General features: G+C 52.1%; 19 protein-coding genes. 15 read left to right on the top strand and 4 right to left on the bottom strand.

Translation table 11 applies throughout. The features are described from left to right. Position 1: 1 nt before the first annotated feature. On the bottom strand, positions 2–751 hold the full coding sequence (locus tag HBA55_RS03645) for a DNA alkylation repair protein (protein WP_166987193.1): 750 nt from the start codon (positions 749–751) through the stop codon (positions 2–4). Between the two features lie 133 nt (positions 752–884). On the opposite strand from HBA55_RS03645, the gene HBA55_RS03640 reads away from it, so the two are divergent. The 5 genes from HBA55_RS03640 to HBA55_RS03620 all read left to right on the top strand — a co-directional run bounded on the left by HBA55_RS03640 (position 885) and on the right by HBA55_RS03620 (position 5,927). Then, a complete protein-coding gene (locus HBA55_RS03640) occupies positions 885–2,165 on the top strand; it encodes a hypothetical protein (RefSeq protein ID WP_166987190.1) in 1,281 nt (426 codons plus the stop codon). A gap of 116 nt (positions 2,166–2,281) precedes the next feature. Beyond that, entirely contained in the window at positions 2,282–2,632 is a 351-nt protein-coding gene (locus HBA55_RS03635) for a YciI family protein (protein ID WP_166987187.1), read from the top strand. Next, complete coding sequence (locus HBA55_RS03630; RefSeq protein ID WP_166987184.1) at positions 2,629–3,879, top strand: RNA polymerase sigma factor; 1,251 nt, start codon at positions 2,629–2,631, stop codon at positions 3,877–3,879. Before HBA55_RS03635 ends, HBA55_RS03630 begins: the two co-directional genes overlap by 4 nt. Positions 3,880–4,064: 185 nt before the next feature. Further along, entirely contained in the window at positions 4,065–4,982 is a 918-nt protein-coding gene (locus tag HBA55_RS03625; protein WP_166987181.1) for a DUF1295 domain-containing protein, read from the top strand. A 162-nt stretch (positions 4,983–5,144) separates the two neighbouring features. Further along, positions 5,145–5,927 carry a RhlG family 3-oxoacyl-ACP reductase gene (locus HBA55_RS03620; RefSeq protein WP_166987178.1) on the top strand — a complete coding sequence of 261 codons (783 nt, stop codon included), beginning with the start codon at positions 5,145–5,147 and terminating at the stop codon, positions 5,925–5,927. Between the two features lie 32 nt (positions 5,928–5,959). Here HBA55_RS03620 and HBA55_RS03615 read toward each other — a convergent pair whose 3' ends face one another. Then, entirely contained in the window at positions 5,960–6,391 is a 432-nt protein-coding gene (locus HBA55_RS03615; protein WP_166987175.1) for a DUF1801 domain-containing protein, read from the bottom strand. 627 nt (positions 6,392–7,018) lie between these two features. Between HBA55_RS03615 and HBA55_RS03610 the strand changes: the two genes are divergently transcribed. From HBA55_RS03610 to HBA55_RS03570, 9 genes are all read left to right on the top strand, one after another. Beyond that, positions 7,019–7,621, top strand: coding sequence for an acetate uptake transporter family protein (locus tag HBA55_RS03610; protein ID WP_166987172.1), 603 nt, complete (start codon positions 7,019–7,021; stop codon positions 7,619–7,621). A 385-nt stretch (positions 7,622–8,006) separates the two neighbouring features. Continuing rightward, positions 8,007–8,267, top strand: coding sequence for a hypothetical protein (locus tag HBA55_RS03605; protein WP_166987169.1), 261 nt, complete (start codon positions 8,007–8,009; stop codon positions 8,265–8,267). A 186-nt stretch (positions 8,268–8,453) separates the two neighbouring features. Continuing rightward, complete coding sequence (locus HBA55_RS03600) at positions 8,454–9,470, top strand: RepB family plasmid replication initiator protein (RefSeq protein WP_166987166.1); 1,017 nt, start codon at positions 8,454–8,456, stop codon at positions 9,468–9,470. Between the two features lie 634 nt (positions 9,471–10,104). Continuing rightward, positions 10,105–11,328, top strand: a complete 1,224-nt coding sequence (locus HBA55_RS03595) for an AAA family ATPase (protein WP_166987162.1) — start codon at positions 10,105–10,107, stop codon at positions 11,326–11,328. Between the two features lie 2 nt (positions 11,329–11,330). Then, positions 11,331–12,377 carry a ParB/RepB/Spo0J family partition protein gene (locus HBA55_RS03590; RefSeq protein ID WP_166987159.1) on the top strand — a complete coding sequence of 349 codons (1,047 nt, stop codon included), beginning with the start codon at positions 11,331–11,333 and terminating at the stop codon, positions 12,375–12,377. A gap of 950 nt (positions 12,378–13,327) precedes the next feature. Then, positions 13,328–13,924: a DUF998 domain-containing protein gene (locus HBA55_RS03585; RefSeq protein WP_166987156.1), complete on the top strand. Its 597-nt coding sequence runs from the start codon at positions 13,328–13,330 to the stop codon at positions 13,922–13,924. Between the two features lie 44 nt (positions 13,925–13,968). Then, positions 13,969–14,391, top strand: a complete 423-nt coding sequence (locus tag HBA55_RS03580; protein WP_338109351.1) for a PaaI family thioesterase — start codon at positions 13,969–13,971, stop codon at positions 14,389–14,391. 230 nt (positions 14,392–14,621) lie between these two features. Then, positions 14,622–15,239 carry an MSMEG_1061 family FMN-dependent PPOX-type flavoprotein gene (locus HBA55_RS03575; protein WP_166987153.1) on the top strand — a complete coding sequence of 206 codons (618 nt, stop codon included), beginning with the start codon at positions 14,622–14,624 and terminating at the stop codon, positions 15,237–15,239. A 286-nt stretch (positions 15,240–15,525) separates the two neighbouring features. Next, entirely contained in the window at positions 15,526–16,413 is an 888-nt protein-coding gene (locus HBA55_RS03570; RefSeq protein ID WP_166987150.1) for an SDR family NAD(P)-dependent oxidoreductase, read from the top strand. Positions 16,414–16,490: 77 nt separating this feature from the next. Here the strand turns inward: HBA55_RS03570 and HBA55_RS03565 are convergent, their stop codons facing one another. Next, complete coding sequence (locus HBA55_RS03565; RefSeq protein WP_166987147.1) at positions 16,491–19,409, bottom strand: TonB-dependent receptor plug domain-containing protein; 2,919 nt, start codon at positions 19,407–19,409, stop codon at positions 16,491–16,493. 401 nt (positions 19,410–19,810) lie between these two features. Here HBA55_RS03565 and HBA55_RS03560 point away from each other — a divergent pair, with 401 nt between their 5' ends. Continuing rightward, positions 19,811–21,106 (top strand): M20 family metallopeptidase, encoded by a 1,296-nt coding sequence (locus HBA55_RS03560; protein WP_166987145.1) that lies wholly within the window; start codon positions 19,811–19,813, stop codon positions 21,104–21,106. Positions 21,107–21,231: 125 nt separating this feature from the next. On the opposite strand, the gene HBA55_RS03555 is transcribed toward HBA55_RS03560, so the two are convergent. Next, entirely contained in the window at positions 21,232–22,485 is a 1,254-nt protein-coding gene (locus HBA55_RS03555) for an NRAMP family divalent metal transporter (protein ID WP_166987142.1), read from the bottom strand. Positions 22,486–22,527 lie beyond the last annotated feature (42 nt).

Here is a 22,527-nt window from a genome sequence, read left to right as displayed (position 1 = left end):
GTCAGCTGGCTATAACCGCAGCGCGTGTTTCTTTGTCGACCTTCTCCAGCGCGTACCTCAGGGTGGGTTTTTCCATCCGTGAAAGGTTTTCTCGAACATAATCCAACACCGCTGCCTGGTGGTGCTGCGATGTCACCTTCAATAGCCAGCCTATGCTTTTTTGCACAAATTCGTCTTCGTCCCGTAACAATCGGTCGCAGTTTTCGAACACCCGTGTCGGGTCCAGCCTATAGACTTTGCTGCCAATGGGCCGATGAATAAACTTAACCCAGGCAACGTTGCTTGCTCGCCGGCACCAGCAGACTTTTGAATGAGACCAGGGTTGGATGGTTTCGATCAAATGCGTGCGTGACAAGAAGAATTGGTAGATGGTTTTGATGCAGAGATCGTCCACGTGGGCCCAGTTGCTGGCGTAGTGTTCCAGCCAGTATTCAAACCTCTGGAGCAAGTCGTCATCAAAGTTTCTTTTCACCAGCTTGTTGAGAATACCGAAGGCCACCAGTACTTCCTCACTGTATTCGGCTTTTTTGAGAACTGCTTCTGAAACCTGTAGGACCTGCTCCGGAGTGAGATCTTGGTTGTTTGATCGAAAGCTATTAATAACCACAGTGACGTCGGCGGCCATAGCGCCGGTGGTCGTGATGCCGGCGGGGAAGTAGCGTTTAACCTTTTCAGCTTTTGTGGGGGTACCCGCTGCGAGCAGTTGTTGTCTGATCCATTCTGCATGCTGGTTTTGATTTGTTTGGGGCATGTTTGTTCCGCGTTACACAGGGATAAAAGATTAGAAACTAACAGAATTTTGGATTGGTGAGTTAGAAATGTGAGATCTGCTACACTCATTTCATCAGGGAACCCGCTTCCGTCAATATCATCAGGAGGATGAAATGAATGCCAACCGTTTAACATCGCTAAGACTCACTGCCACCCTGGCAGCTGCACTTGTCGCCGAGGCTGCCCTCGCTTGTACCTGCCCAAGCGGACTTCTGCAAGATCAATACGACAGTGCTGAAAGGATATACATCGCTCAGGCCTCGGAGTGTGTGGATGGTGAAGTCACTGAACAAGGTCACTGCTCCACCAGCCAATGGCGGCTCGCGGTGATTGAAGGGCTGAAAGGCGACACGGCGATACCGGTGATTACCAAGGAAGTTCCGGTCTGCGGTTTTCAGTTGCAGGCCAGTAAGAGCTACCTGCTGTTTCTGACCGAAGACAACTCCTATTCAATGTGTAACGGCAGCGCACCGCTGGAGGGGTATCAGCAATCCTATTTGAATCGCCGCATTCAGCAGTTGCGAGAGTATCGGGACGGAACGCTCAGCACCCTTCGCCCCCAATGGCATTTTTCCGGTGCGCACTCTGTGTGCACACTCGCGCATCTTAACCAGCCGGCAAGTTTGAGGTTTCGATACAGTAAGCGGACATCCAGCGAGCAGATCCAGGACCCGCAGGGAATGGTTGAAGAGGTTACGGTGAAACCGGCACCGAGTGATAATGCCGGTGACGGAACCCCCAAGGTGAGCCTGAATATCACTTTAGCCAACCAGCAGAATATTGTCGCCGGGTCCGTTTTTCTTGAGGCCGGGGGGCAGAGTTGGGCATTTGAGCGCCGGGAGATTCAGTTTAAACTCAAGAATATGCCGGTACCTGTGTCCACACATCAGGATGTACTCAATGGCAATGCCGCGTTGGATGCCTTGACCACCTTGGCAGAGCAGAAGCAATACTCGGTGCGGGCGCAACGTAAACCAGCCCAGGCGACAACGGTGGTGCACGGTGGCGTGATGCATTCATCCTCTGCCAGTGCCGGAGATATTCAGGCGATTGGGGCACTGTCTGCAACGCCACCAGCCAATATTGCGGCTGCGGTTCCCCTGGGTACAGGCCCCATGGTGACACAATCAGGAGTTCCGGTGGCTCCCGCGACTTCCGTGGCAATTTCACAGCCTGAAGGCGTTAATCAGGTGACGGTTGTTTCAGACCCGGCAACGGTTCTGGTGCCTCCGACGGGTGTGCCTACTGGGGCCACTGCCCTATATGGCTTTTCTCCTGCGCCACCGGTACAGCATCGAAACGAGCCACAAGCTATTGAAGTGAAGGCCTATACGGATGGGCTGGCAGAAGCGGCAGCGCAGTTTTTGGATTGCATGGAAGGGAATGACGGTTAGTAAAAAAGAAAATTTTTGTAGATTGGGGTGTCCAAAGCTTCCAGACTCAACCGTTATAGCCCCGTCGGCAAAGAAAATCGACGCCCAAACGCAACATCAAACTCAAGGATGCCAACATGTCTAAAAAGAACTACCTCTGCATAATGCGCCGCCCGACGGATGGCAATGACACCAGCAGTTGCCCTCCCCCTTCGCCCGACCAGATGGAGCAGATGTTCGCTCGCTTTAACGCCTGGAAGGAAAAGTTTAAGGACAATATTGTCGATATGGGCGGTAAATTGGGGGAAGGTGCCGTGGTTACCACTGAAGGCGCTACCGATGGACCGTTTATCGAGGCCAAGGAAGTTGTGGGTGGCTTTATGATTATCGCTGCCGAAACAATGGTACAAGCCATTGAAGTAGCCCGCGAAAGCCCTGGTGTGCATCCGGGCTCAAGCGTGGAAGTCAGGGAGATCAGCACCTCTTGACGGCACAACCGCTGATCGAACATTTTTTTCGGCACCAATACGCCCGCCTGGTAGCGCTGCTGACGCGCCGGGTGGGTGTGCATGAGATTGTGGCGGTGGAGGACGCCGCCCAGTTTGCGTTAATGCGTGCCTTGGAAATCTGGACAAACAATGGTGTGCCTGAAAATCCGTCGGCCTGGGTATACCAGGTCGCCCGTAATAAGTTGCTGGATGAGCTGCGCCAGCGCTCTGGCCGCGAGCGACTTTTGAACGAGCATGCTCCGGAGTTGGTGCCGACGCCGGATCTTGCTCTTGATCGCTCCCTGGGCGGAGAGCTGTCGGATGAATTGTTACGTATGTTATTTGTATGCAGCGATGATTCGATCCCACGGGAATCCCAGCTGGTACTGGCCCTGAAGACCCTTTGCGGTTTTGATGTTCGTGAAATCGCCATCCGCTTGTTTACCAGTGAGGCAAATGTGTACAAGCGACTGGGCCGGGCTAGAAAGCGATTGCAGCTAGGCGGCACCGACATTACGGATCTGTCCCCAATTCACTACCCCTTAAGGTTGCCGGCCGTTTGCCAGATGCTGTATCTGTTGTTCACGGAAGGCTATCTCTCCTCCCAGGGTGAGATTTCGACCCGACTGGAGCTGTGTGAGGAAGCCATCCGATTGACGACGCTGTTGGCGGAACACCCCGCGGGCCAAGACTCATCCGTTGCAGCATTATTGGCGCTGATGCATCTGCAGATGGCGAGAATGCGCGGCCGAACAGACGGTAGTGGGGGCTTATTGTTGCTGGAAGAGCAAGACCGAAAACAATGGGATTTTCATCAGATTCAGTTGGGTTTGGCATGGCTGGAAAAATCTGCAGTGGGCGAGCTTTTTTCCCGTTACCACGCTGAGGCGAGTATCGCAGCGGAGCATTGTCTGGCTCCCAGGTTTGTGGACACCCGCTGGGACCGCATTGTGGATTCTTATGCACTGCTGGAGAAAACCAATGACTCGCCTATCCATCGTTTAAACCGCGCGGTGGCGACTGCCGAGCTGGAGGGACCCGAGGCAGGGTTGGCGGTTTTAGCGGAGTCCGAACCGCCAAGTTGGTTGATGGGATCGTACCTGTGGAGTGCCGTTAAAGCGGATTTGTTGTTGCGCAGCGGGAAATTGGAAGAAGCAAAACGTTATCGGGAATGCGCGTTGAGCGATGTACCGTCCCAGGCCATTCGTGATTTGTTGCGCAGGCGCCTGGATCCCAGCCGATCTTAGCAGACCGAACTTCGGATTCACGATACTAGTATCCTACGGAAGTGACTCGTTGCGGAGAACTGTCGAAACCCTGGTTTGACTTCAGAGAACGATTTGATAAGGTCCTATAACGCTAGTGACTTATATCTTGAATTAAGTTGTTCCCAAAACATGAAATAACAAAATAAAGAAAGGAGGCTCCCGCAGTGACCGATAATTCACGAGCCATTAAGGTTATTGTTGTTTGCATCACACTGGCAGCACTCCTCGCCTGGGCTGGCAGTGAAGGCAGCGTACCGTGGCTGGGCGTACCACTGTTTGCGGTTTGTGTATTCATTGCCTTTGTGATGCAGTGGATTGGTTTTGTGCCCTCGTATCTAAATCAGACCGAGCATTTCTACGATCTGACGGGTAGCCTGACCTATCTTTCCATCATTATCTTTGTGTTGTTGGTCCGCGACGGTCTGGATGCACGCAGCCAACTTCTGGCGGCCATGGTGATGATCTGGGCCGCCCGGCTGGGCAGCTTTTTGTTTATGCGGATTACCAAGGACGGTTCGGACCATCGCTTCGACGAGATCAAGCCTGATCCGGTGCGATTTTTCGCGGTGTGGACTTTGCAGGGGCTGTGGGTGTCCATCACCGCAGCGGCTGCGCTTGCTGCCATGCTTGCCACTGACAGCCAGCCTCTTGGCTGGTTCGCCATGGTGGGTATTGCACTGTGGTTACTGGGTTTTTCCCTGGAAGTGATCGCTGACCGCCAGAAGCGGGTGTTCCGGGCAACACGGGCACAAACAGGGCACCAATTTATTCATACCGGCTTGTGGGCATACTCCCGCCATCCCAATTACTTTGGTGAAATCGTGTTGTGGATCGGCGTCAGCCTTATTGCCTGGCCGGTGTTGAGTGGCTGGGGTTATGCCACCTTGATTTCGCCGCTGTTTGTAACCTTGTTGTTGACGCGCGTGAGCGGCATTCCAACTCTGGAGCAGAGTGCTGATAGAAAGTTTGAGGGTAATCATCTCTATGACGCCTACAAGGCACAAACCCCAGTACTTGTGCCACGCCTGACGAAGCCGGCAGTACTACAGGAGAGCCAGGTTACAGGGCAGGAGCCAGCCTGATGGTGGCGGTCAGGGATGACTGTGCTCTCCTGCATAATCATTACAGTGAATTATGGTCAATCACAAAAATAAATACGAGTGAGCACAGGGAGTTTGATAGGCTGGGTTTGTCAGAAACCTGCACACTGCCGGTTTCACAGCGCCGGTCGATAGGAGGTAGCGATGCTCGAGGGTCTGTTTTCCCTGCAAGGTAAGGTATGTGTGATTACCGGAGGCTCCCGAGGCCTCGGGGCTTATATGGCCCAGGGCTTTTTGGAGGCCGGAGCCCAGCGTGTTTATATTACTGCCCGCAAGGCTGAAGCTTGTTTGGCTGCCGCCGAGACGTTGAGCCAATACGGTGACTGCGTCGCTATCCCCGCCGATATGGCCTCCGCCGGGGGAATCGAACTGCTGGTGCGGGAGCTCAATGAGCGGGAAGAGCACATAGACGTGCTGGTCAATAACGCCGGTACCGGCTGGGGTGGTCAGTTTGGTCAATTCCCGGAAAAAGGCTGGGACAAGGTGATGGACATCAATGTCAAAACGCCTTTCTTTTTGACCCAGGCATTGACACCTCTGCTTACCAAAAACGCCAGCGCTGAGAACTGGTCCAGCATTATTAATATCGGCTCTATTGCCGGTATTGTAGGTAACGGTCTGGACAACTTCAGCTACGCCACCTCCAAATCCGCCGTGCATCAGCTGACCCGTGTGCTTGCCACTGAGCTGGCTTCCAGCCACGTGCGAGTAAACGCCATTGCCCCCGGCCGTTTTTATTCCAAGATGACCGAGTTTCTGAGTAGCGATCAGGAAGCGTTTGAGGAGGAAGTCAGCCAGATACCCATGCACCGTTGGGGTGAACCGTCTGATATTGCCGGTGTGGCGGTGATGTTGGCGTCCAAGGCCAGCGCGTTTATAACCGGTCAGATTATTCCGATCGACGGTGGGACAACGCTGGTCGCTTGATTCTACACGCCGATGGACTGGCCAAACTTGGCTTATTCGTCAAAACAGGGATAGTTTTTGTGCATATAGGCCAAACCGAAACGGATGATCTCTTCCAAGACCGCCAGATCCACATCACTTAATTTATTGATATACAAACAGGATTTACCTGTTTTGTGTTTGCCCAGGCGGGCCAGCATTACCGATAAATCCTGGTAGCCGGGCATAATGTAGATGGTCAATGCGGTTTTGCGTGGGCTGAACCCGGTCTGGAAGTGTTCCCCTTCACGGCCACTTTGGTAGCGGTATTGGTAGCGGCCGTAACCGATAATACTGCTGCCCCACATTTTTGGTTTCAAGCCCGTCACACGGGAGAACAAGGCCAGTAGTGTTTCTCCGTCAGCTCGACGCTGGGGATGTTCGACCGTGGCAATAAACGCCTCCGGGGATTGACGGGTTGGCTGGGTTTTGTTGTTGGCTTTCATAACGGGTCAGGCGAGTCCTTCTGCAGAAGAAAGAAACAGGGCTTACCTGCTCGGAGGCAACCCCTACCGATTCCAAATTACCTTGGAACTTACAGCAACACCAGACCTTGTATTTTTCTTTCTCTGCCGAGGTAACCGGATCATTAACGCTTACCAGTGCCAATTAAGAACAATGTTCTGCAGTCGCCGGTAAAACAAGTGGGACATCCCTGTTACCCCATAGTTGAGCTAGGTATCATGTCCGGCGTATTGAAATTTGAAGTCTTTAGAGGATGCTGTTTATGTCTGCTCACTATCAGGAAGTCCGCCTCGCCGATTAACGCCCTCCCAGTCACCTGGTTCCCTATATCAAACTGGAATTCAACACCATTGATGAAAGCAATGTGCCCGCGGTGCGGGATCGGATGCTTGAGCAGCTGCGACGTATTAAAGAAACCCTGGGTGAAGACATGTCTGAAAACCTGTACGAGGTGGTGAATAAAACGCTACAGTGTTCCTGATACGACCATCGCTGTTCAACGCGCGAATAAATCGACTCTGACCCTACGACACATCTGGGTTTTATAGGGTCTCCTGGTTATAGTCCGGCCTGCACAAGGCTCGAACCAACCTCACCTGGAGAACCCTATGAGTGAACCACAACACACATTTGTATCACCCGGCCCTGCTGGCCTGGCGGCATTGGCCGTCGCTTGTTTTGGCTTTGGTGCGGTCTTTACCGGTCAAGTGGGGCTTGGTGGCTTGCCACTGCTGGCAGCCTGGTTAATCGGCGGCGGCATTGTGCAATACACCGTGGCAGTGATCGAACTGAAAGATCACAATATGACAGGCGGTAATGTGTTTTTGTTTTTCTCGGCGTTCTTTATGTTTGGCGCTGCCCTGAGTGTTCTGGTTAAATTCTTGATGTTATCGGGCATGTTGGGCAGCGCAGCACCGCAATCGGTGGTCGAGGGCTACTGCTGGATGGCCGGGGCGGCCTTTCTCACCAGCATTACACCCTCTTACCTGAAGGCGCCAAAGCCCTTGTTTGCAGTGGTGATCCTGGTGGATATCGTTTTGTGGATGATCGTCGGATTAGACCTGGGTCTGTTGGATGCCGCATTCAAACCGTTGGTGGGATACCTGCTGTTCAGCGCCGGGTGGATTGCGCTCTATCTCGCTGCTGCCATTGTGAATAATCATATTCATGGCAAAGAGTTGCTGCCCACATTTGGCAGTTTTGTTGAATAAGCTGTCTAAAACCGCGTTGCACAAGTCCACCTGTTCACGAATCACCTGCCCCTGAGAACCGGAATACATCCCCGTCAAAACCAGACGGGGTTCCAACGCGAACTTACCCTGTACCTGCAGTCGGCCCAGGTAAGCATCCTCAATGCTGATCCCCATGCCCGATTCACGCTGAGACAAACCCGCTCTTGATCCTACCAGATATGTAGTCTTTGGAAGCTAATGTAGTCTATTAAATAGATTGCTGTTTCAGTGGCCCTCAATATAAACCGTAAAAGCCGGTAAAGGAGAAGGGTTCAATGGGGGGCAAAAAAACGTTGCTAAGGATTGCTTAGCCGGCGAATGCTGCTAAGATATACTGAGCAACCAATGGAAGGTGGAGGAAGGGATGCAGACCGAAGAACGCGGCTCGGATGTCGAATATTTTGAGAAACGCTGGGATGAATTGGATCGCCTGGTCGACCAGCTTCGAGCACTGACGATTTTGCTTCAGTCGGCGCCCACATCCTGGATTCAGTTTCCGAGGCTAATCCCTTACCTGCAGGTTACGGACGATATGCTGGAGCAGATGGACAAAATCCACCAGGAAATCCGCCGGGGCAGGGTATCCCAAGAAGAGCTGCCCCCGCCTACCCATTCATTGGGGTGACCTTTCAAGGGCTTCGGGTTCCCATCCCGGGCCTCAAGGCAGATACCCGCGCGCCACATTTGTAACCACCGTGGCATTTCAGGTGCAACGATTTAGCAGCGGCTGCCACTTTACTTGGTCCAGGTAAGCCAACATACTGCGCAGTTAACCTAAACACAGCCCCGCCCCATTTTCCTTGGACACTCAATGACCATTAAAAAGCCGAACCAGCAAAAAGGACTCAAGTTGGAAACCGATCCTCAAATGGAGCTGTTTTACTGGACCGGCGCAAGTGATGAAACCAGCGGTTCCATCGCCATTTACGACACAATCAATAAGTATGTCTACGGACGCAAAGGGGAGCGTTTTGCAAAAGATATCGGCGAGCGTATTGAACGAACTTACCGCCTGGCCAATGACAGCTTTCAGGTTGTTATCACTCCAGCCCGCCTGCGCCATAAGGTAAAAGGGGTGGAAACGGTATCGCTGGTGTACCCCAGTGAGCGCGAAGAAATTGTGGAAGAGGCGCTGCGAAAGCTCTGTTCCTCCGGTGGTGGTACCTGGATTGATGAAGAAGCCGGTTTGTTTTTCACGCTCGGGCAGGTGCAGTCGGAGCTGGAGCGGCATGGCCATGGCTACAACAAGCGGGAGATTCGCGAAGCACTGGAGATTCTGGCCGACTCCAAATTGGAAATTTACAGCACAGATGGCGAAATGAAGTGGATATCCGCTTACTTTCCAGGCCTACGCCTCACCACCCGGGACGACTATTTAAAAGCGGGCAAGAATGCACTTTGCTTTGTAAAGTTCCACTCGCTGGTGACCCGATCCATTCGCAAAATAAACTATCGTCAGTACAACTACGATCGATTTATGCGCCTGCCCAACGCTATTGCCCGCAGTATCTACAAGCGGTTGGTACATGCCTTTACCTACGCGGCCACAGGCCAGAGCTATCATTTTAAGATGTTGGATATGCTCAATAACGCGGGTCACACGCCCAGTGCTCGTATTCGCCAAGACCGGGCCAAGTTGGATTCCGCGCTGGAGAGTCTGATGGAAGAGCAGGTATTGCTGCATTTTGATTCCAGCCCGATCAAAGATGGCCGTACTGTGGTGGATTTTAAATACGTGGTGGAGGCATGCCCTGAGTTTATTTCTGAGCAGATTCGCGCCAATAAGCTGATAAAAGATAACCGCCTGAGCGTAGATGCTGCCTTTTGAGAGAAGATTTTAAGTAGATGGAAACTGACGCGGTTAGTAGTGGGAAACTGGCGCAGGTAGAGGGAAAGTGGCGCGCCTTTGGAGCCCAGGTAGTGGGAAAACGACGCGCTTTCAGAGTTAATATAGTGGGAAACCGACGCGATTTTAGATTAAAGCAGTGGGAAACCGACGCGCTTTCGGTAAAACCTGTGGACAAAGCAGCCGGCCGCTGTGGGTATTTTTCAGTGAACTCGTAAATAGTGGTGGGAAACCGGCGCAGAAACCGGTGGGAAACTGACGCGGGTACATCTGAAAAAATCTATATATAACAATAGCTTAGCGCTATTTTTCTGCCCTAACCTTTTCTTTAACCTATCTAACCCTCTTTTATATATTCTCTATTAATAATAATAGGATACCGTCTGGCAGAGCTTGCCGATGTTAATATCGGTTCAAAGTGGTAGAAAACAACGCGCTTTAGGCGATTAAGAATCTCAAAAACTCTCAGTTCAGAGAAGCCAAACAAATTTCTTCAATGTCACACTTTTTTTAGCGAAATCAGCTAGAATGTGAAAATATTCTTGTTACTACAAGATTACTGTTTTTCAAACAAAAACCTGTTTAGACATCGAATAGTCAGCCTTGGGGGGAATTCATGACGTCCATCGAAATGATAGATGATTGGCTGGATCGCGGGACAGCGATCCTAAAGAATCGAGACACCATATCCAAAGATATTGAAACTCTGCCACCCAGAGTTTTTAAAGGTCAAGAGCTTGCCAAGTTGCTTGGACTGAGTTCGGTTAATACTGTCTACAAAGCGGAAGAGCGTGGGCTGCTAAACAAGCCGGATCGCCAGAGCCGCAGCCAGGGATACGTGCTGGAAGAAGTGCTTGAACGTATGGACCATTTCAACGCGCTTCCCTGGCGGGAACCGGAAGAACCCCCCATTTATCTTTCGGTCACGAACTTTAAGGGCGGTTGTTGGAAAACCGCAATTGCCTGGAATCTCGCTACCTATTTGGCAAATCAGGGGTATCGGGTATTGCTGAATGATCTGGATCCTCAGGCAACGATCAGTGACTTTATGGGATTTATGCCTGACTACGATGTGGGGTACGAAGATGGCATTGGTCCTTATTTGTTGAACGATCCAGATTTTCCGATAGAACGCTTTTCTGAGACTGCAATTCACAAGACGCGTATTCCCACCCTGGACATTATTCCCGGCTGTTTGGACCTGGCTTCGGTCGAAAGCACACTCACCAGCGAATTGGTGAGATACCTCCACGCAGGGGAGTCGGAGCAAGTTATGGCGATGTACCAGCGAGTAGGGCAGGTGTTGAGCCATGTAGACCGTAACTACGATTTTGTGATTTCGGATGGTACGCCGTCTTTGGGAGTTCTGCCCATGAATCTCATCCTGAGCAGTGATATTGCTCTCGTACCGATTCCCTGTGAAGTTCCGGACTTTTCTTCTTCGTTGCGTTTTCTGGAAATGTTGAAGGACTACATCGTGTCCTTTACGGATAATCTCGACATTACCCCCTACCTGCCACAGCTGGCCTTTTTGCCCACCAAGTTCAATCCCGGCAAACACACCAAGGGTTCAGAGGTTGTTCTCAATGATATTCGGCATACGTTTACCGACACCGGACTTAAGACAGTCATTAAGCGCCATGATTCGGTAACTCACACGTTGAATTATGTCAAAAGAACGGTTTTTGAAGTCAATCCGAAAGATGTTGATGTTCCCAGGGATGCCCTGAAAAAAGCGGTTATGAATTACTCCGCTGCTTTTGAGGAAATCCTCGAAACCCTGATCTACCCTCGCTGGCCCTCCAAGAAGGCCATTCTCGAAGATATGGGAGTCTATTAATCATGGTCAAAAAAAGAATGAGTATCCGGGAGCTGGGGGATCGTGCCCGCGGAGAAGAGTCCACAACAGAAACCCCTGTCAAAGAGCGTGCTCCCCGGGCGGGAGCTCAAGTTGTGCATTCCAACACCCGGGCATCCCAGTTTCATACGCCTCAATCCATGATGCTGCCATTGCCGGTATCCAAGCGCGAGATAAAAATGGATCTCATCGAGCTGGACCCGACGCAATCCTTTGCCTCACCAATCAACCCACGTAACCAAACATTGCTGTCTCTGGATGACCCGGAGGTGCAAAACCTGGAGCGGTCCATTCGTACTGATCAGCAGCGTGACCCAGTGCTGGCCCGTCGTATAAAAATCGACGGTGAAGTTCGTTATGAAGTGATTGCAGGCACTACCAGGCGATTTGTGTGCGAGCATTTAAACCAAATCGTTGAAGGGGGATTTAAACTCCGGGCTTGGGTTGGCGATATTCCCGATGGGGATCGACGTGCAATCGCCATCAGCGAAAACCGCGACCGCCGTGATTTATCCGCCTGGGAAGAAGCGATCGATGCCGCTCGGTATTGCGCGATGGATGACAACCATTACAAAACCCAAGATGTGCTGGCCTCTGAACTGGGAATGACCCGGCCGAAACTCAATAAACTGCTTCAGATCGCCAAGATCCCACAATACGTGATAGAAAGCCTGACTTCCCCACAGCTGCTGACTCAAAATGCAGGTGCGGCATTGGCGTCGAAAGTAGGGCAGCTGACCAGCAAGCAATCCGAAGCTTTGAAAACGTTTGTGGCAGCATCGAAGTACGATAATCTCTTAAATCTTCAAAAGGCCATTCAAACAGAAATCGAGAAACCCAAAAAGAAGGCGCCTGTTTTTGCCAGCAAACCTTACGTAGTTCGCGATGAACAAGGTGTACGCGCCAAGATTACACGCCACCGTACCCAGAAGGATCAGTTTAAAGTGGATTTGTTCGGGTTGAGCGAGCAGGATGAATCCTGGTTGGTCGGAATTCTGGAAGAACGGTTCTCAGGCGAAAGTTCACGGTGAACATTTTGACCTGAAAACTGGGTGATCTTTTACTAACCTAATGATTTATAAGAACTTTTCCATTAATTTTTGAATCCGAAGACGCATGTAAAGTTGCAATTTTGCAGGCGTCTTCTACTTCTCCGGGTTAAGTGTCGCTAATTAAGAGTTTTTTGCCGTCTTCGGTATTCGTTTCATACTTACTCGCATATTTCCTTCCACTCTGCGGCCCATATCTGAATAAAGCCAATCGGCTTACCTCCAATGTTTCTTTGGTTGAAGGCCCAAGCCAGTTAATCGAACTAAGCTGCGGGCAAGTGTTCACAGTGAACATTTTCGAACCTTTTGCTCCGAAAAAATGACAGCACCCCACGGGGCGGGGCATTAGAGAGAGACAGGCGTCTTGATCTCAACAGGTTGGATTGCAAAAATGCAATGTTGTCGGAGATTGATTTGCCAATTAAATGCAATCAATGAGTTTGGGCAGACTGCCTCTCAAGGCGTGTTGTTCGCGTTTCTGCAGAATCTACTACGGCTGCGAGTCGGCCTTTTGTTTGGTGATAATCCAGACGCAAGTGGCGCTTGGCCAATTCATCAGATATGACACTGCTTATAAAGCGCGTCAGTTTCCCACTACACGCTTCTTGAGCTGTTCTCGCTCCATAACCCGCATGAGTATTACCAGTTACACCGCGATAATCTCCTCAGCCTCTTTTAAAGCGCGTCAGTTTCCCACCGGTTGCTAAAGGATTACCCTCCTGTGGATAAGTGGGTACAAAACAACAAGGGTGAAGTGTTTAACGTGAAACATTTCATTCACGTGACGAACCTTCCGGTAACCGCTGACTTCGAGCAATAGGGGCGATGGCAGAACGAAATCGTAGCTGATCAACAAAGAGTGCAGCCGAGAGGCCCCTAATGGGGTATAACCTGGGGCTGCCGAAGAAGGATTCAAACAAGCAGGAGGCAATATGACGATCAGCGAACTGTGGCCCTATTCGGGGCTGGCCGCTTCGATCTGGCTTGTGATTGGTGTGGCAGTAGCCGGAGCCAAGTACGAGGGTTACTCCCATACTCGACAATTCTGCAGCGAGCTGGGAGCGGCTGGCAGCCCGACAGAGCGTTTCTCTCCTATCATCAATAATTACCCGCTGGGGCTGTTGTTCGTTCTGTTTGGTGTCTATCTGGCAAGCGAGGCAGATGCTCTGCTGATGTCATCGATCGGCTGGTTGATTGTGACTCACGGCGTTGGAACCTGGGTGGCGGGGTATTTTCCTATGGACGCCGATCCTTATACCCCGTCACCCACTAGAGCCTGTAAAATTCATGGATTAGCGGGTGTGGTGATGCTGCTTTCACTGATAGTGGCTCCTGTGCTGAGTCTATTCAGCAGCGAATTCTCAGTGGCATTTAAAGGGTTTTCCGTGGTCTGCCTGGCTGCCACGCTGATATTCACGGCGACCTTGGCTGGCGCCTTTAAAAAGCAGAGCAATCCCGGTCTGCATCAGCGTTTGAGCTATGGTGCACAGCTGCTGTGGCTCGCCGGTCTGTCCCTGGTGGTGGCATGATTCGGGCAAGTTGTCACCATCATCCAAAACGTTAAGGAGTAGTCGTGATAAGCGATATACCTGGGGGATTTGGCCCCATTTTTCGAAGCAGCCCCTATTTGGAACTCATCGGCCCCATCTACAACCAACAGCGAGAGTCCGGTCTGGTGATTGGCCTGAGGGCGGAGGAAAAACACTGCAATGCGAGAAATCTGGTTCACGGCGGTGTGTTCAGCAGTCTGGCCGATGTTGCTCTGGGCTACAACGCAGCTTTTTCCGGTGCAGAGCCGGTGCCTATGGTGACTGCCAGCCTGACGGTGGACTATGCAGGCGCGGCCAAGCTCGGCGACTGGATTGAGATTCACACCGATGTGCAGAAAGTGGGAAAGCGTATGGCGTTTGCCAATTGCTATTTTTTTGTCGAGGGTAAGCGGATTGCCCACGCCAGTGGGGTGTTTAATGTAATGGAGACTCCTCCTGGTGAATGACTTTGTCAGCGAATGAGAAGGGGCTCTTGACCAAGAGAAATAGGGGCTGCCCAGCTTAAGAAATGCCGGTGACAGCATCAGAGCCAGTTTGGAAAGACACTTAAGCCTGATGGATCTGGCGAAGGGTACTTGGAGTTGACTTCACAACTGAAGAACCATTTATTATAACTGTCGACGAGTTGGCAGTTTTCACTTTTATTTGGTGGCAAATATTCACTTTGAAGGAATTCATGATGAAGGAAGAACATCGCATTCACACCGTTAAACAACTTCGGGAGGTTATCTCTGAACCCAACCCGATGATCTCCAACAAGCTCCAGACGACGCTTGACGATAACTGCATCGACTTTGTGAGCAAATCACCGCTGATTTTTTTGGGAACCTCCGATGCCAAGGGCCGTCAGGACGTCTCGCCAAAGGGCGATGCTCCCGGGTTTGTGAAGGTGCTCGATGAAACAACGCTGGTGATTCCTGAAAGGCCCGGTAACCATCTTGCGCTTGGATTTCTGAACATGCTCGAAAATGACCACGTTGGCGTCATCTTTGTGGTTCCCGGCACCAAGGAAACTTTTCGCGTAAACGGAAAGGCGAGGCTTTCAAAAGACCCGGAGCTGCTTGAGCAATTGTCCGCAAATGGCAAACCGGCGTTGTTATGCACGATTGTAGACGTGGAAGAAGTTTTCTTTCACTGCGGCAAAGCACTGATTCGCTCCAAACTGTGGCAACCGGAATTCTGGGGAGAAGATGCAGCAGCGCTGATGGTCAAACAGCTTGCCAATGCTCTTGCCGTCGAAGATTCAGTGATCGAATCTTCTTTAAGTGAAAGCTATAAAGATAGGCTGTATTAAGCCGGAAAATCGAAAAAGCACACTCTATGCTTTTCAATAGCCTGGATAAGAATCAAGCACTCATGAATCATCTGGTCAGAGCGACAAGTGCGTTGATAACCATCTATTTTTATTCGAAATAGTGCGAAATCACTCTCTGTGATGGCGATAAGACATATCTGCCATCTCCTGAGAGAGAACAGCCAGTCATAGGGTTTCTACCTATTTTCTCTATGCCGCCGAGGGGCAAATTCGCTACAGTGCTTCGTCAAACGATAAGAAGTACTGGATGGAAAGGGTTTAGAAAATGAGCGAATTTGCAGGAAAAACGGCCGTCATTTCAGGTGGCGCTGAAGGCATCGGTTTGAGTATTGCCCAATCTCTGGGTAAGCAGGGCATGAGACTGGTATTGGGCGATATCGACGCGCAACAGCTTGAGACTGCTCAACAAACGCTTAGCGCACAGGGATTTGATGTTATTACCGTGACTATGGACGTTAGCCGCCCAGCGGATTGGCAGGTGCTGGCCGATAGAGCGATTGAGGCGTTTGGCAAGGTTCACTTGCTGGTCAATAACGCCGGCGTGGGCGGAACGCCAGGTGCGATTGAACAGACCGATGCCAAAGACTGGCAGTGGGTATTGGATGTGAATCTGATGGGGGTTATCTACGGCGCACAAACGCTGGTGCCGCTGATGAAACAACACGGTGAGGGCGGCTGGCTGATTAACGTTGCCTCCATGGCAGGTATGATGGGGGTTCCGTTTGCTGGTGCTTACACTGCAACTAAGGTGGCGGTGGTGGGAATGTCTGAAAGTTGGTCTGTGGAGTTAAAGCCTCACAACATTCATGTGTCGGTTTTGTGCCCGGCGTTTGTTAAAACCCGTATCAATCACTCCTATCGTAACAAGCAGGATGAATATAAAAATGGTGAGGCTGATCCAAATGCATCAGCAGAGCTGTCGGCAATGGCAGATCATATGCAGCAGGTGATTAACAACGGGCTGGATGTGGAGATTGTCGGTGAGCGAGTGGTGGAAGCACTTCAGCAAAAAGAGTTGTATATTTTCACTCACCCGAATTATCGCTCGGTGGTAGAAAATCGCTTTAAGGCGATTGATGCCGCGTTCGAACGTGCACAGCAAAGCCCGTTGCTTGCACATGTATTGGATGAAGAGCCGGTTAGTTTTTCCTAAATACATCCAAGTAAATAGAAACCGCTATCCGAAGATAGCGGCACCACTCAATTCGCACCTGAGAGAGTTTTCGAGAGCTACTGGAACTTGTGGGTAAAGCCCAGCTTGATCATGCGGCCAAAGGCATTGTGGGTTTGAGCGTCGTAGCGCAAGTCCGCGCGCACGTAGGGAGCATCTTCGTCGGCAATATTGATAACCGATGCTGAGAGGCTGGAGCCACCTTCGTTCAGTGACAGTGTGTAGTAGAGATCATAGGTAACGTGAGAATCCACTTTTCTGTCGTAGATGGTGTCGGCGAAGGAGGTTCCGTTCAGTACGTCGGTAGCGTTATCGATATAGTCATCAATATAAGCGGCCACCAGCCGAACATTGTGTTGATCGCGACGATAATTGACGGAGAAATTGGCCTTCCACTCCTGCATTGGGCGCACAAAGGTTGCTGCGTTTAACGAGCCCACTGCGTCGAATTCATCCTTGCCCTGAAATTCACCCACCTGATACTCGCGCACATAGGTGGCATCCAGGCCGAGATCCCACTGCCCGCCCAAAGCGTCGAAGCCGTACTGCGCACTCAGGTCGATACCATTGGTGGTGATGTCCGGGCCGTTCACATATTCAGTGACAATTCGCGCGATGGTAACGCCGCCAGCATCGCAAGTAATCTTGTCGCTGACGCCACAGATGGCTCCACCGTTTTGATTTGCGACATCGTTAACCAGCGCGTTCGGGCTTTCTCTGACGATAGGATCGGAGAAGTCGAAGTGCCAGTAATCCAGAGAGATGCTGCTGCGATCGGTGGGGCGATAGATAACACCCAGGTTAAAGGTATCGGCGGTTTCTGCGTCCAAATCCGGATTGCCAATACGGTCCACAGCTTTAAACAACAACTCCTTACCGATAAATTCCAACGCGGTACTGTGCCCGGTGGTCTGGTTTAATGACGGCGCCCGGAACGTGGTGCTGGCAGAACCGCGCAGTGTGACCTGATCGCTGAGATCCCAGCGAATGGCGACCTTGGGATCCAGGGTCTCGCCAATGTTGCCGCTGTAGTCCTCATATCGAAGGGCGAGTTGCAGATCCACATTGGACGCTACCGGAATGGCCAGTTCACCGAATACCGCATAAACATCCTGGTCGACAGTGGTATTGTTGCCGCCACGCAGGAAGGTAAAGGCACCGGTCGGGTTTCCGATCACATCGACGCCACCGGGATTGAGATCGATGTTGGCAATATCGTTATACTCGTTCGCGATCTCTTCGTCGCGGTACTGAAAGCCCACCGCGTAGGTGACAGCGCCGGCCTCCATGTCAAACAGCTCATTGCTGACCACGGCTTCAAACACAGTGAGCGTGCTGGTGGTTTCCAGCTCCAAGGCCGTTTTCATCCAATTGAGCAGTTCGGGGTCATTGGCCAGGGCCGGGTCGTAAAACTCTGTGCCGGGTATGGCGGAACTGAAGGGGTTGTAGTACTGGCAGCCGTTGGCTCCGGCGGTGACGCCATCACAGTTGGGGCCGCCGAAACCGCGCAGAGCGGCGGAATAGCGTTCGGTGAGATTGTCCACCGTGGCACCTTCAAAAACGTTCTCGGCGTGGGTCAAAGAGGTAGTGTAGCTGGCGCCGTTGCTGAGTTCGCCCTCAAGTCCCGCCAGAAAGCGGTAGGTGGTGTGTTCCCGGCTGCCGACTTCTGCCGGGCCGGTGACGGCTACAGGTCGGCCGACGAAAATGGCGCCACCGCTAAAATCCGCCGGTTGTGCAAAAGCGCCGTTGGCGGGGATGCCTCCGGTGGTGATTCCCGGGTAGTTGGCGACAAAGTCCAGCAAGGCGGGATGGTCTGCCGGCAGGTAGCGGTTGGGGTCCGCTTCCAGCAGAGGTGGGTAGGAGGGAGAGGTCTTCCAGTTGGGTACTTCAGAGTTGGCGTAGAGCACTTCGGCAAACAAACGAGTGTTTTCATCAAACTCGTAGCTGCCCTCGGCGAAGAACTGAATGTGCTCCTCATCCTCAATGGAGTTACTGAAGTTGATAAAGTCGTAACCGCAGCGGTTGGAGGTCTGCAGGACACCGCCGGCGGCTTCACACTCCGGATCTCTGACAAAGCCGGCACGTAAACCACCGGGCAAACCCGCGGCACGCAGGAGATCGGCGTTTTGCGCGCTGACGCCACCGCCGGCTTCCATAAGCGCCAAAGGCACCGGAATAAAGGCAGCGGGGTTACCGGTACTGGACTGGCCGAACAGGGTCAGTCCATTGGGAGCGCCGATGGTGGCGGTCAATTGGGAGGGCAGGGTATCCACCCGCGGGCGCACATCATCCAAACGCTCGCTGTTCGGCAACTCGGTGCGTTCGCGGTAGCCGAGGGAGGTAACCAGGTTCCAGTTGTCGCCCGCGACACCCCAAATGGCGCCGAAGTCGTAGTCGCCATCGCTGCCGTCGATGTCCTGGTAGGAGCCGGAGACCTCAAACCCTTCAAAATCGCCCCGGGTGGTGAAGTTGGCCACACCCGCCACCGCGTCCGACCCCAAAATCGCGGCAGCGCCATCTTTCAGCACCTCGATACGCTCAATGGCCAGCGCGGGAATGGTGTTGATGTCCACAAAAGCCGACCCGTCGTTGGCCTGGGCAGCAGCGGTCACCATACGGCGTCCGTTCATGAGCACCAGGGTTCGACTCAAGCCAAGGCCACGCAGGTTGATATTGGCGGTACCGGCGGTATTGCCCGAGGCAAACTGGTTGGTCTGGTTTTCGGTCCCGCTGGAGAAGGTCATGCTCTGGACGATGTCGACCGTGGACGGAGCCCCCTGTTGCATCAGATCATCGCGATTGATGATGGATACGGGTGAGGGTGCATCGGTGACGGCGCCCTTGATATAGGAGCCGGTCACTATTATTTCTTCTAGTTCCTGCAGTTTTTCATCGGCGACGGAGAACTGGCCCATGGTGGTACAGGTGGCCGCAATGGCCAGGGGCAGCAGGCGATTACGAAATGGTAGTGTGTGCATCTTATTCTTATCCTCTCTGGTTTTTTGACATCGCCGCAAAAAAGGGAGACAAATGTAACCTGCCCCGGCTTCTTTGGCTGGAGTCAAAGGAATCGTTTTGGAACCGAAAACCTTGATAAGACCGTGCGTGTGCTGGGGCACGATCATTGAGCCATTTGTTATGGTTATGAGACTCAACGCTACTGAGTCTACTCACAGTCGGTAGTCGCTGGACAATTTATTTGCGCTATATTTCGTCATAAGTGCTCGAAATAGTTTGTACGTAAAACGGCATCACTTTCGCTGATAGAGATATTAAATCTGGTGATTAATTGCGTGGTTCGCGGTGTGAACCGTCATAGACTAAAACAAGTACACTTTTGCCAGTTATACAGACAACTCATCCCATTCAAGGAGACCGCATGAAATTTCTGCAATCCCCCCAATCATTGTTGTTGGCCGCGAGTCTGATTCTGCCTTCTCCGGTTTTTGCGGCAGAACCCCAAAAGTTGCTTAAGGGGGTGTCGCCTAAAGTCATTGAGTGGCGTCGTCATATTCATCAGAATCCGGAGCTGGGTAACCGCGAGTTCGAAACGGCGGCCTTGGTGGCACAGCATCTGCGGTCACTGGGGATTGAGGTGAAGACGGATATTGCTCATACGGGGGTGGTTGGGTTGCTTAAGGGAAAACGCCCGGGCCAGACGGTTGCGCTCAGGGCGGATATGGATGCTTTACCGGTGGAGGAGAAGCTGGATTTGCCGTTTGCCTCGAAGAAGCGGACGAACTATCGGGGGGTGGAAACGGGCATTATGCACGCCTGCGGTCATGATGCTCATGTGGCGATGTTGATGGGAGCGGCCGAGGTGTTGGCGGGTATGCGCGATACTCTGCAGGGTGATGTGATGTTTATCTTCCAGCCGGCTGAAGAGGGTGCGCCGAAGGGTGAAGAGGGCGGTGCGGAGTTGATGCTTAAGGAGGGCATCTTCAAACGCAATAAGCCGGATGCGGTGTTTGGTTTGCATGTGACCTCGAATTTGGCGGAGGGCAAGATCGGCTACCGAAAGGGACCGTTAATGGCGAGTTCTGATCGTTTTGAGATTACCGTGAAGGGACGGCAAACGCACGGTTCGAGACCTTGGGGTGGGGTGGACCCCATCGTGACGGCTGCGCAGATGGTGATGGGTATTCAGACGATTGTGAGTCGACAGGTGGATATTACCAAGGAGCCTGCAATCGTGTCGTTTGGCAAGATTGCCGGGGGTGTGCGCAACAATATTATTCCCGATGAGGTGCAATTGGTTGGCACGATCCGCAATTTTGATATGGATACGCGGCAGCAGATTTTCGAGAGTATTCGGACGATTGCTGCCAATACGGCGGAGGGTATGGGGGCTTCTGCTGAAGTTGAGATTTTTGAAGGTTATCCGGTGACTAAGAATGACAAGGCGCTGACGACGGAGATGTTGCCGACGTTGGAGGCGGTTGCTGGTGCCGACCATGTGATGGAGATTGATAAGATTACTGGGGCGGAGGATTTTTCGTTTTATGCCAATGAGGTTCCCGGGTTGTTTTTCTTTTTGGGTGTGACACCTGAGGGCACTGATCCGCTGACGGCTCCCAGTAACCATTCGCCTTTGTTTTATATTGAGGAGAGTGCGTTGGAGGTTGGGACTGAGGCTTTGGTTCGGTTGACGTTGGATTATTTCGAAAAACAATAGAGATTTCGCGCTTCGGAAAAATGGTGGTTGATGCCCCCAGCCGTCTACAGTGTAGTGTGCTAAGTGCGTAGGTTGGATTAGAAGCGCGTAGCGCTTCGTAATCCAACAATTATACGCTGAGATCTTTATTCAAAAGTCAAATACAAATAGGCCAGCGCGAACGCGCTGGTAATTCCAATTCCCATCCAGCTCCAGATGACTAAACCCTTAGAAGGCCTTAGTTTTTGGGGTACTTCTTTAGACCGCATTGCCATGTGATTCATCCAGGCGATCAAGGGAGCCAGCAAAAAAGCGACACTGGTGGCGAAGTCGATAAACGCTTTAAACGAATTCAAAAAGAACAACAGAATAATCATTGCTCCAACGCACTGCAAAATAACCAATGGTGGGTAGTAGCGCTTTTCGCCTTCCGCAATCAGTCGTTCTAACGCACGTGGGCAGGCGTCTACCAATGTTAGCAGTGTGGAAAACATAACAGCGACTGCGGCGGCGGCAATAACGGGGTACGCCCAGTCACCGATGGATTGGGTGAAGAGGCTGATCAGTTGTTCGGCAAATCCATTGGCAGAGGTGGCGGTGGCGATGCCGGGTTGGAACATGAGCACGGTGCCCAGTACCAGAAAGGCCAGCGCCAGGAGCACGGTCATGCCGTAACCGAGGTTGAAATCGAATTGGGTTTCGCGTATTTCCATCGGGCGGCCCAGGTCTTTTGACTTCGCACAGACCCAGATGGACTGAAATATGGATGCGCCCATGGCGGCGGGCATCCAACCGGCGACGGCAATCATAAACAGCAGGGTATTGCGGTCAGGGGTGAAAGGTTGTGTTGTGAAGGCAGCTGAAATATCGAGCTCCGGCAAGGCGAGGGCGACGGCGGTAAGGATCAGGACCAGAAACAGTAGTACAAAGGCTTTGGTGACTTTTTCGAACAGGTGAAATTTTCCACCGATGAGTATAGCTGCCGTAAGCCCAAGCAGTAGTGTGGAAGTAAACACAATGTTGATGTTCAGTGACAGTACGTTTTTCATCAGTCCCGCAGTGACAAGGACAATGGCGGCTGTGGCGATAAACATGGTGGCGAGTATTTCCAGCACACAGACGGCGACGGCCCACCGGCCTTGGTGGCTGTAGCTGTTAAGCAGGGTGTTGCCTGTCGCTGCGGCGTAGTCGGCGCCAAATCGAAACGCGGGATATTTGATGGCGCAGGCCAGAAGGATGAGCGCCCCCATGGCCAGGCCGTAGTTGGCGCCGGCGCGGGTGGATTGCACCAGGTGTGAGGTGCCGATACAGGTCGCGGCAAAGAGGATGCCGGGGCCGACGGCAGCCAATAGGGAGCGTTTGGGCAGGGGCTGTTCCAGGGTAGCGGTGGATTCATTCATTTGATACTCGGTCCACAGTGAAATGAATTCGTAGAAGGGTGG

This window comes from Pseudomaricurvus alkylphenolicus (assembly GCF_011683955.1).
Classification (GTDB): domain Bacteria; phylum Pseudomonadota; class Gammaproteobacteria; order Pseudomonadales; family Cellvibrionaceae; genus Pseudomaricurvus; species Pseudomaricurvus alkylphenolicus.
Note: the sequence above shows the minus strand (reverse complement) of the source record. Positions and strands in the feature narration are given on the sequence as shown.

Coding starts and splice junctions, on each gene's coding strand:
- HBA55_RS03645 (WP_166987193.1), bottom strand. CDS start 751: ATGCCCCAAACAAATCAAAACCAGCATGCAGAATGGATCAGACAACAA.
- HBA55_RS03640 (WP_166987190.1), top strand. CDS start 885: ATGAATGCCAACCGTTTAACATCGCTAAGACTCACTGCCACCCTGGCA.
- HBA55_RS03635 (WP_166987187.1), top strand. CDS start 2,282: ATGTCTAAAAAGAACTACCTCTGCATAATGCGCCGCCCGACGGATGGC.
- HBA55_RS03620 (WP_166987178.1), top strand. CDS start 5,145: ATGCTCGAGGGTCTGTTTTCCCTGCAAGGTAAGGTATGTGTGATTACC.
- HBA55_RS03615 (WP_166987175.1), bottom strand. CDS start 6,391: ATGAAAGCCAACAACAAAACCCAGCCAACCCGTCAATCCCCGGAGGCG.
- HBA55_RS03610 (WP_166987172.1), top strand. CDS start 7,019: ATGAGTGAACCACAACACACATTTGTATCACCCGGCCCTGCTGGCCTG.
- HBA55_RS03605 (WP_166987169.1), top strand. CDS start 8,007: ATGCAGACCGAAGAACGCGGCTCGGATGTCGAATATTTTGAGAAACGC.
- HBA55_RS03600 (WP_166987166.1), top strand. CDS start 8,454: ATGACCATTAAAAAGCCGAACCAGCAAAAAGGACTCAAGTTGGAAACC.
- HBA55_RS03595 (WP_166987162.1), top strand. CDS start 10,105: ATGACGTCCATCGAAATGATAGATGATTGGCTGGATCGCGGGACAGCG.
- HBA55_RS03590 (WP_166987159.1), top strand. CDS start 11,331: ATGGTCAAAAAAAGAATGAGTATCCGGGAGCTGGGGGATCGTGCCCGC.
- HBA55_RS03585 (WP_166987156.1), top strand. CDS start 13,328: ATGACGATCAGCGAACTGTGGCCCTATTCGGGGCTGGCCGCTTCGATC.
- HBA55_RS03575 (WP_166987153.1), top strand. CDS start 14,622: ATGATGAAGGAAGAACATCGCATTCACACCGTTAAACAACTTCGGGAG.
- HBA55_RS03570 (WP_166987150.1), top strand. CDS start 15,526: ATGAGCGAATTTGCAGGAAAAACGGCCGTCATTTCAGGTGGCGCTGAA.
- HBA55_RS03565 (WP_166987147.1), bottom strand. CDS start 19,409: ATGCACACACTACCATTTCGTAATCGCCTGCTGCCCCTGGCCATTGCG.
- HBA55_RS03560 (WP_166987145.1), top strand. CDS start 19,811: ATGAAATTTCTGCAATCCCCCCAATCATTGTTGTTGGCCGCGAGTCTG.
- HBA55_RS03555 (WP_166987142.1), bottom strand. CDS start 22,485: ATGAATGAATCCACCGCTACCCTGGAACAGCCCCTGCCCAAACGCTCC.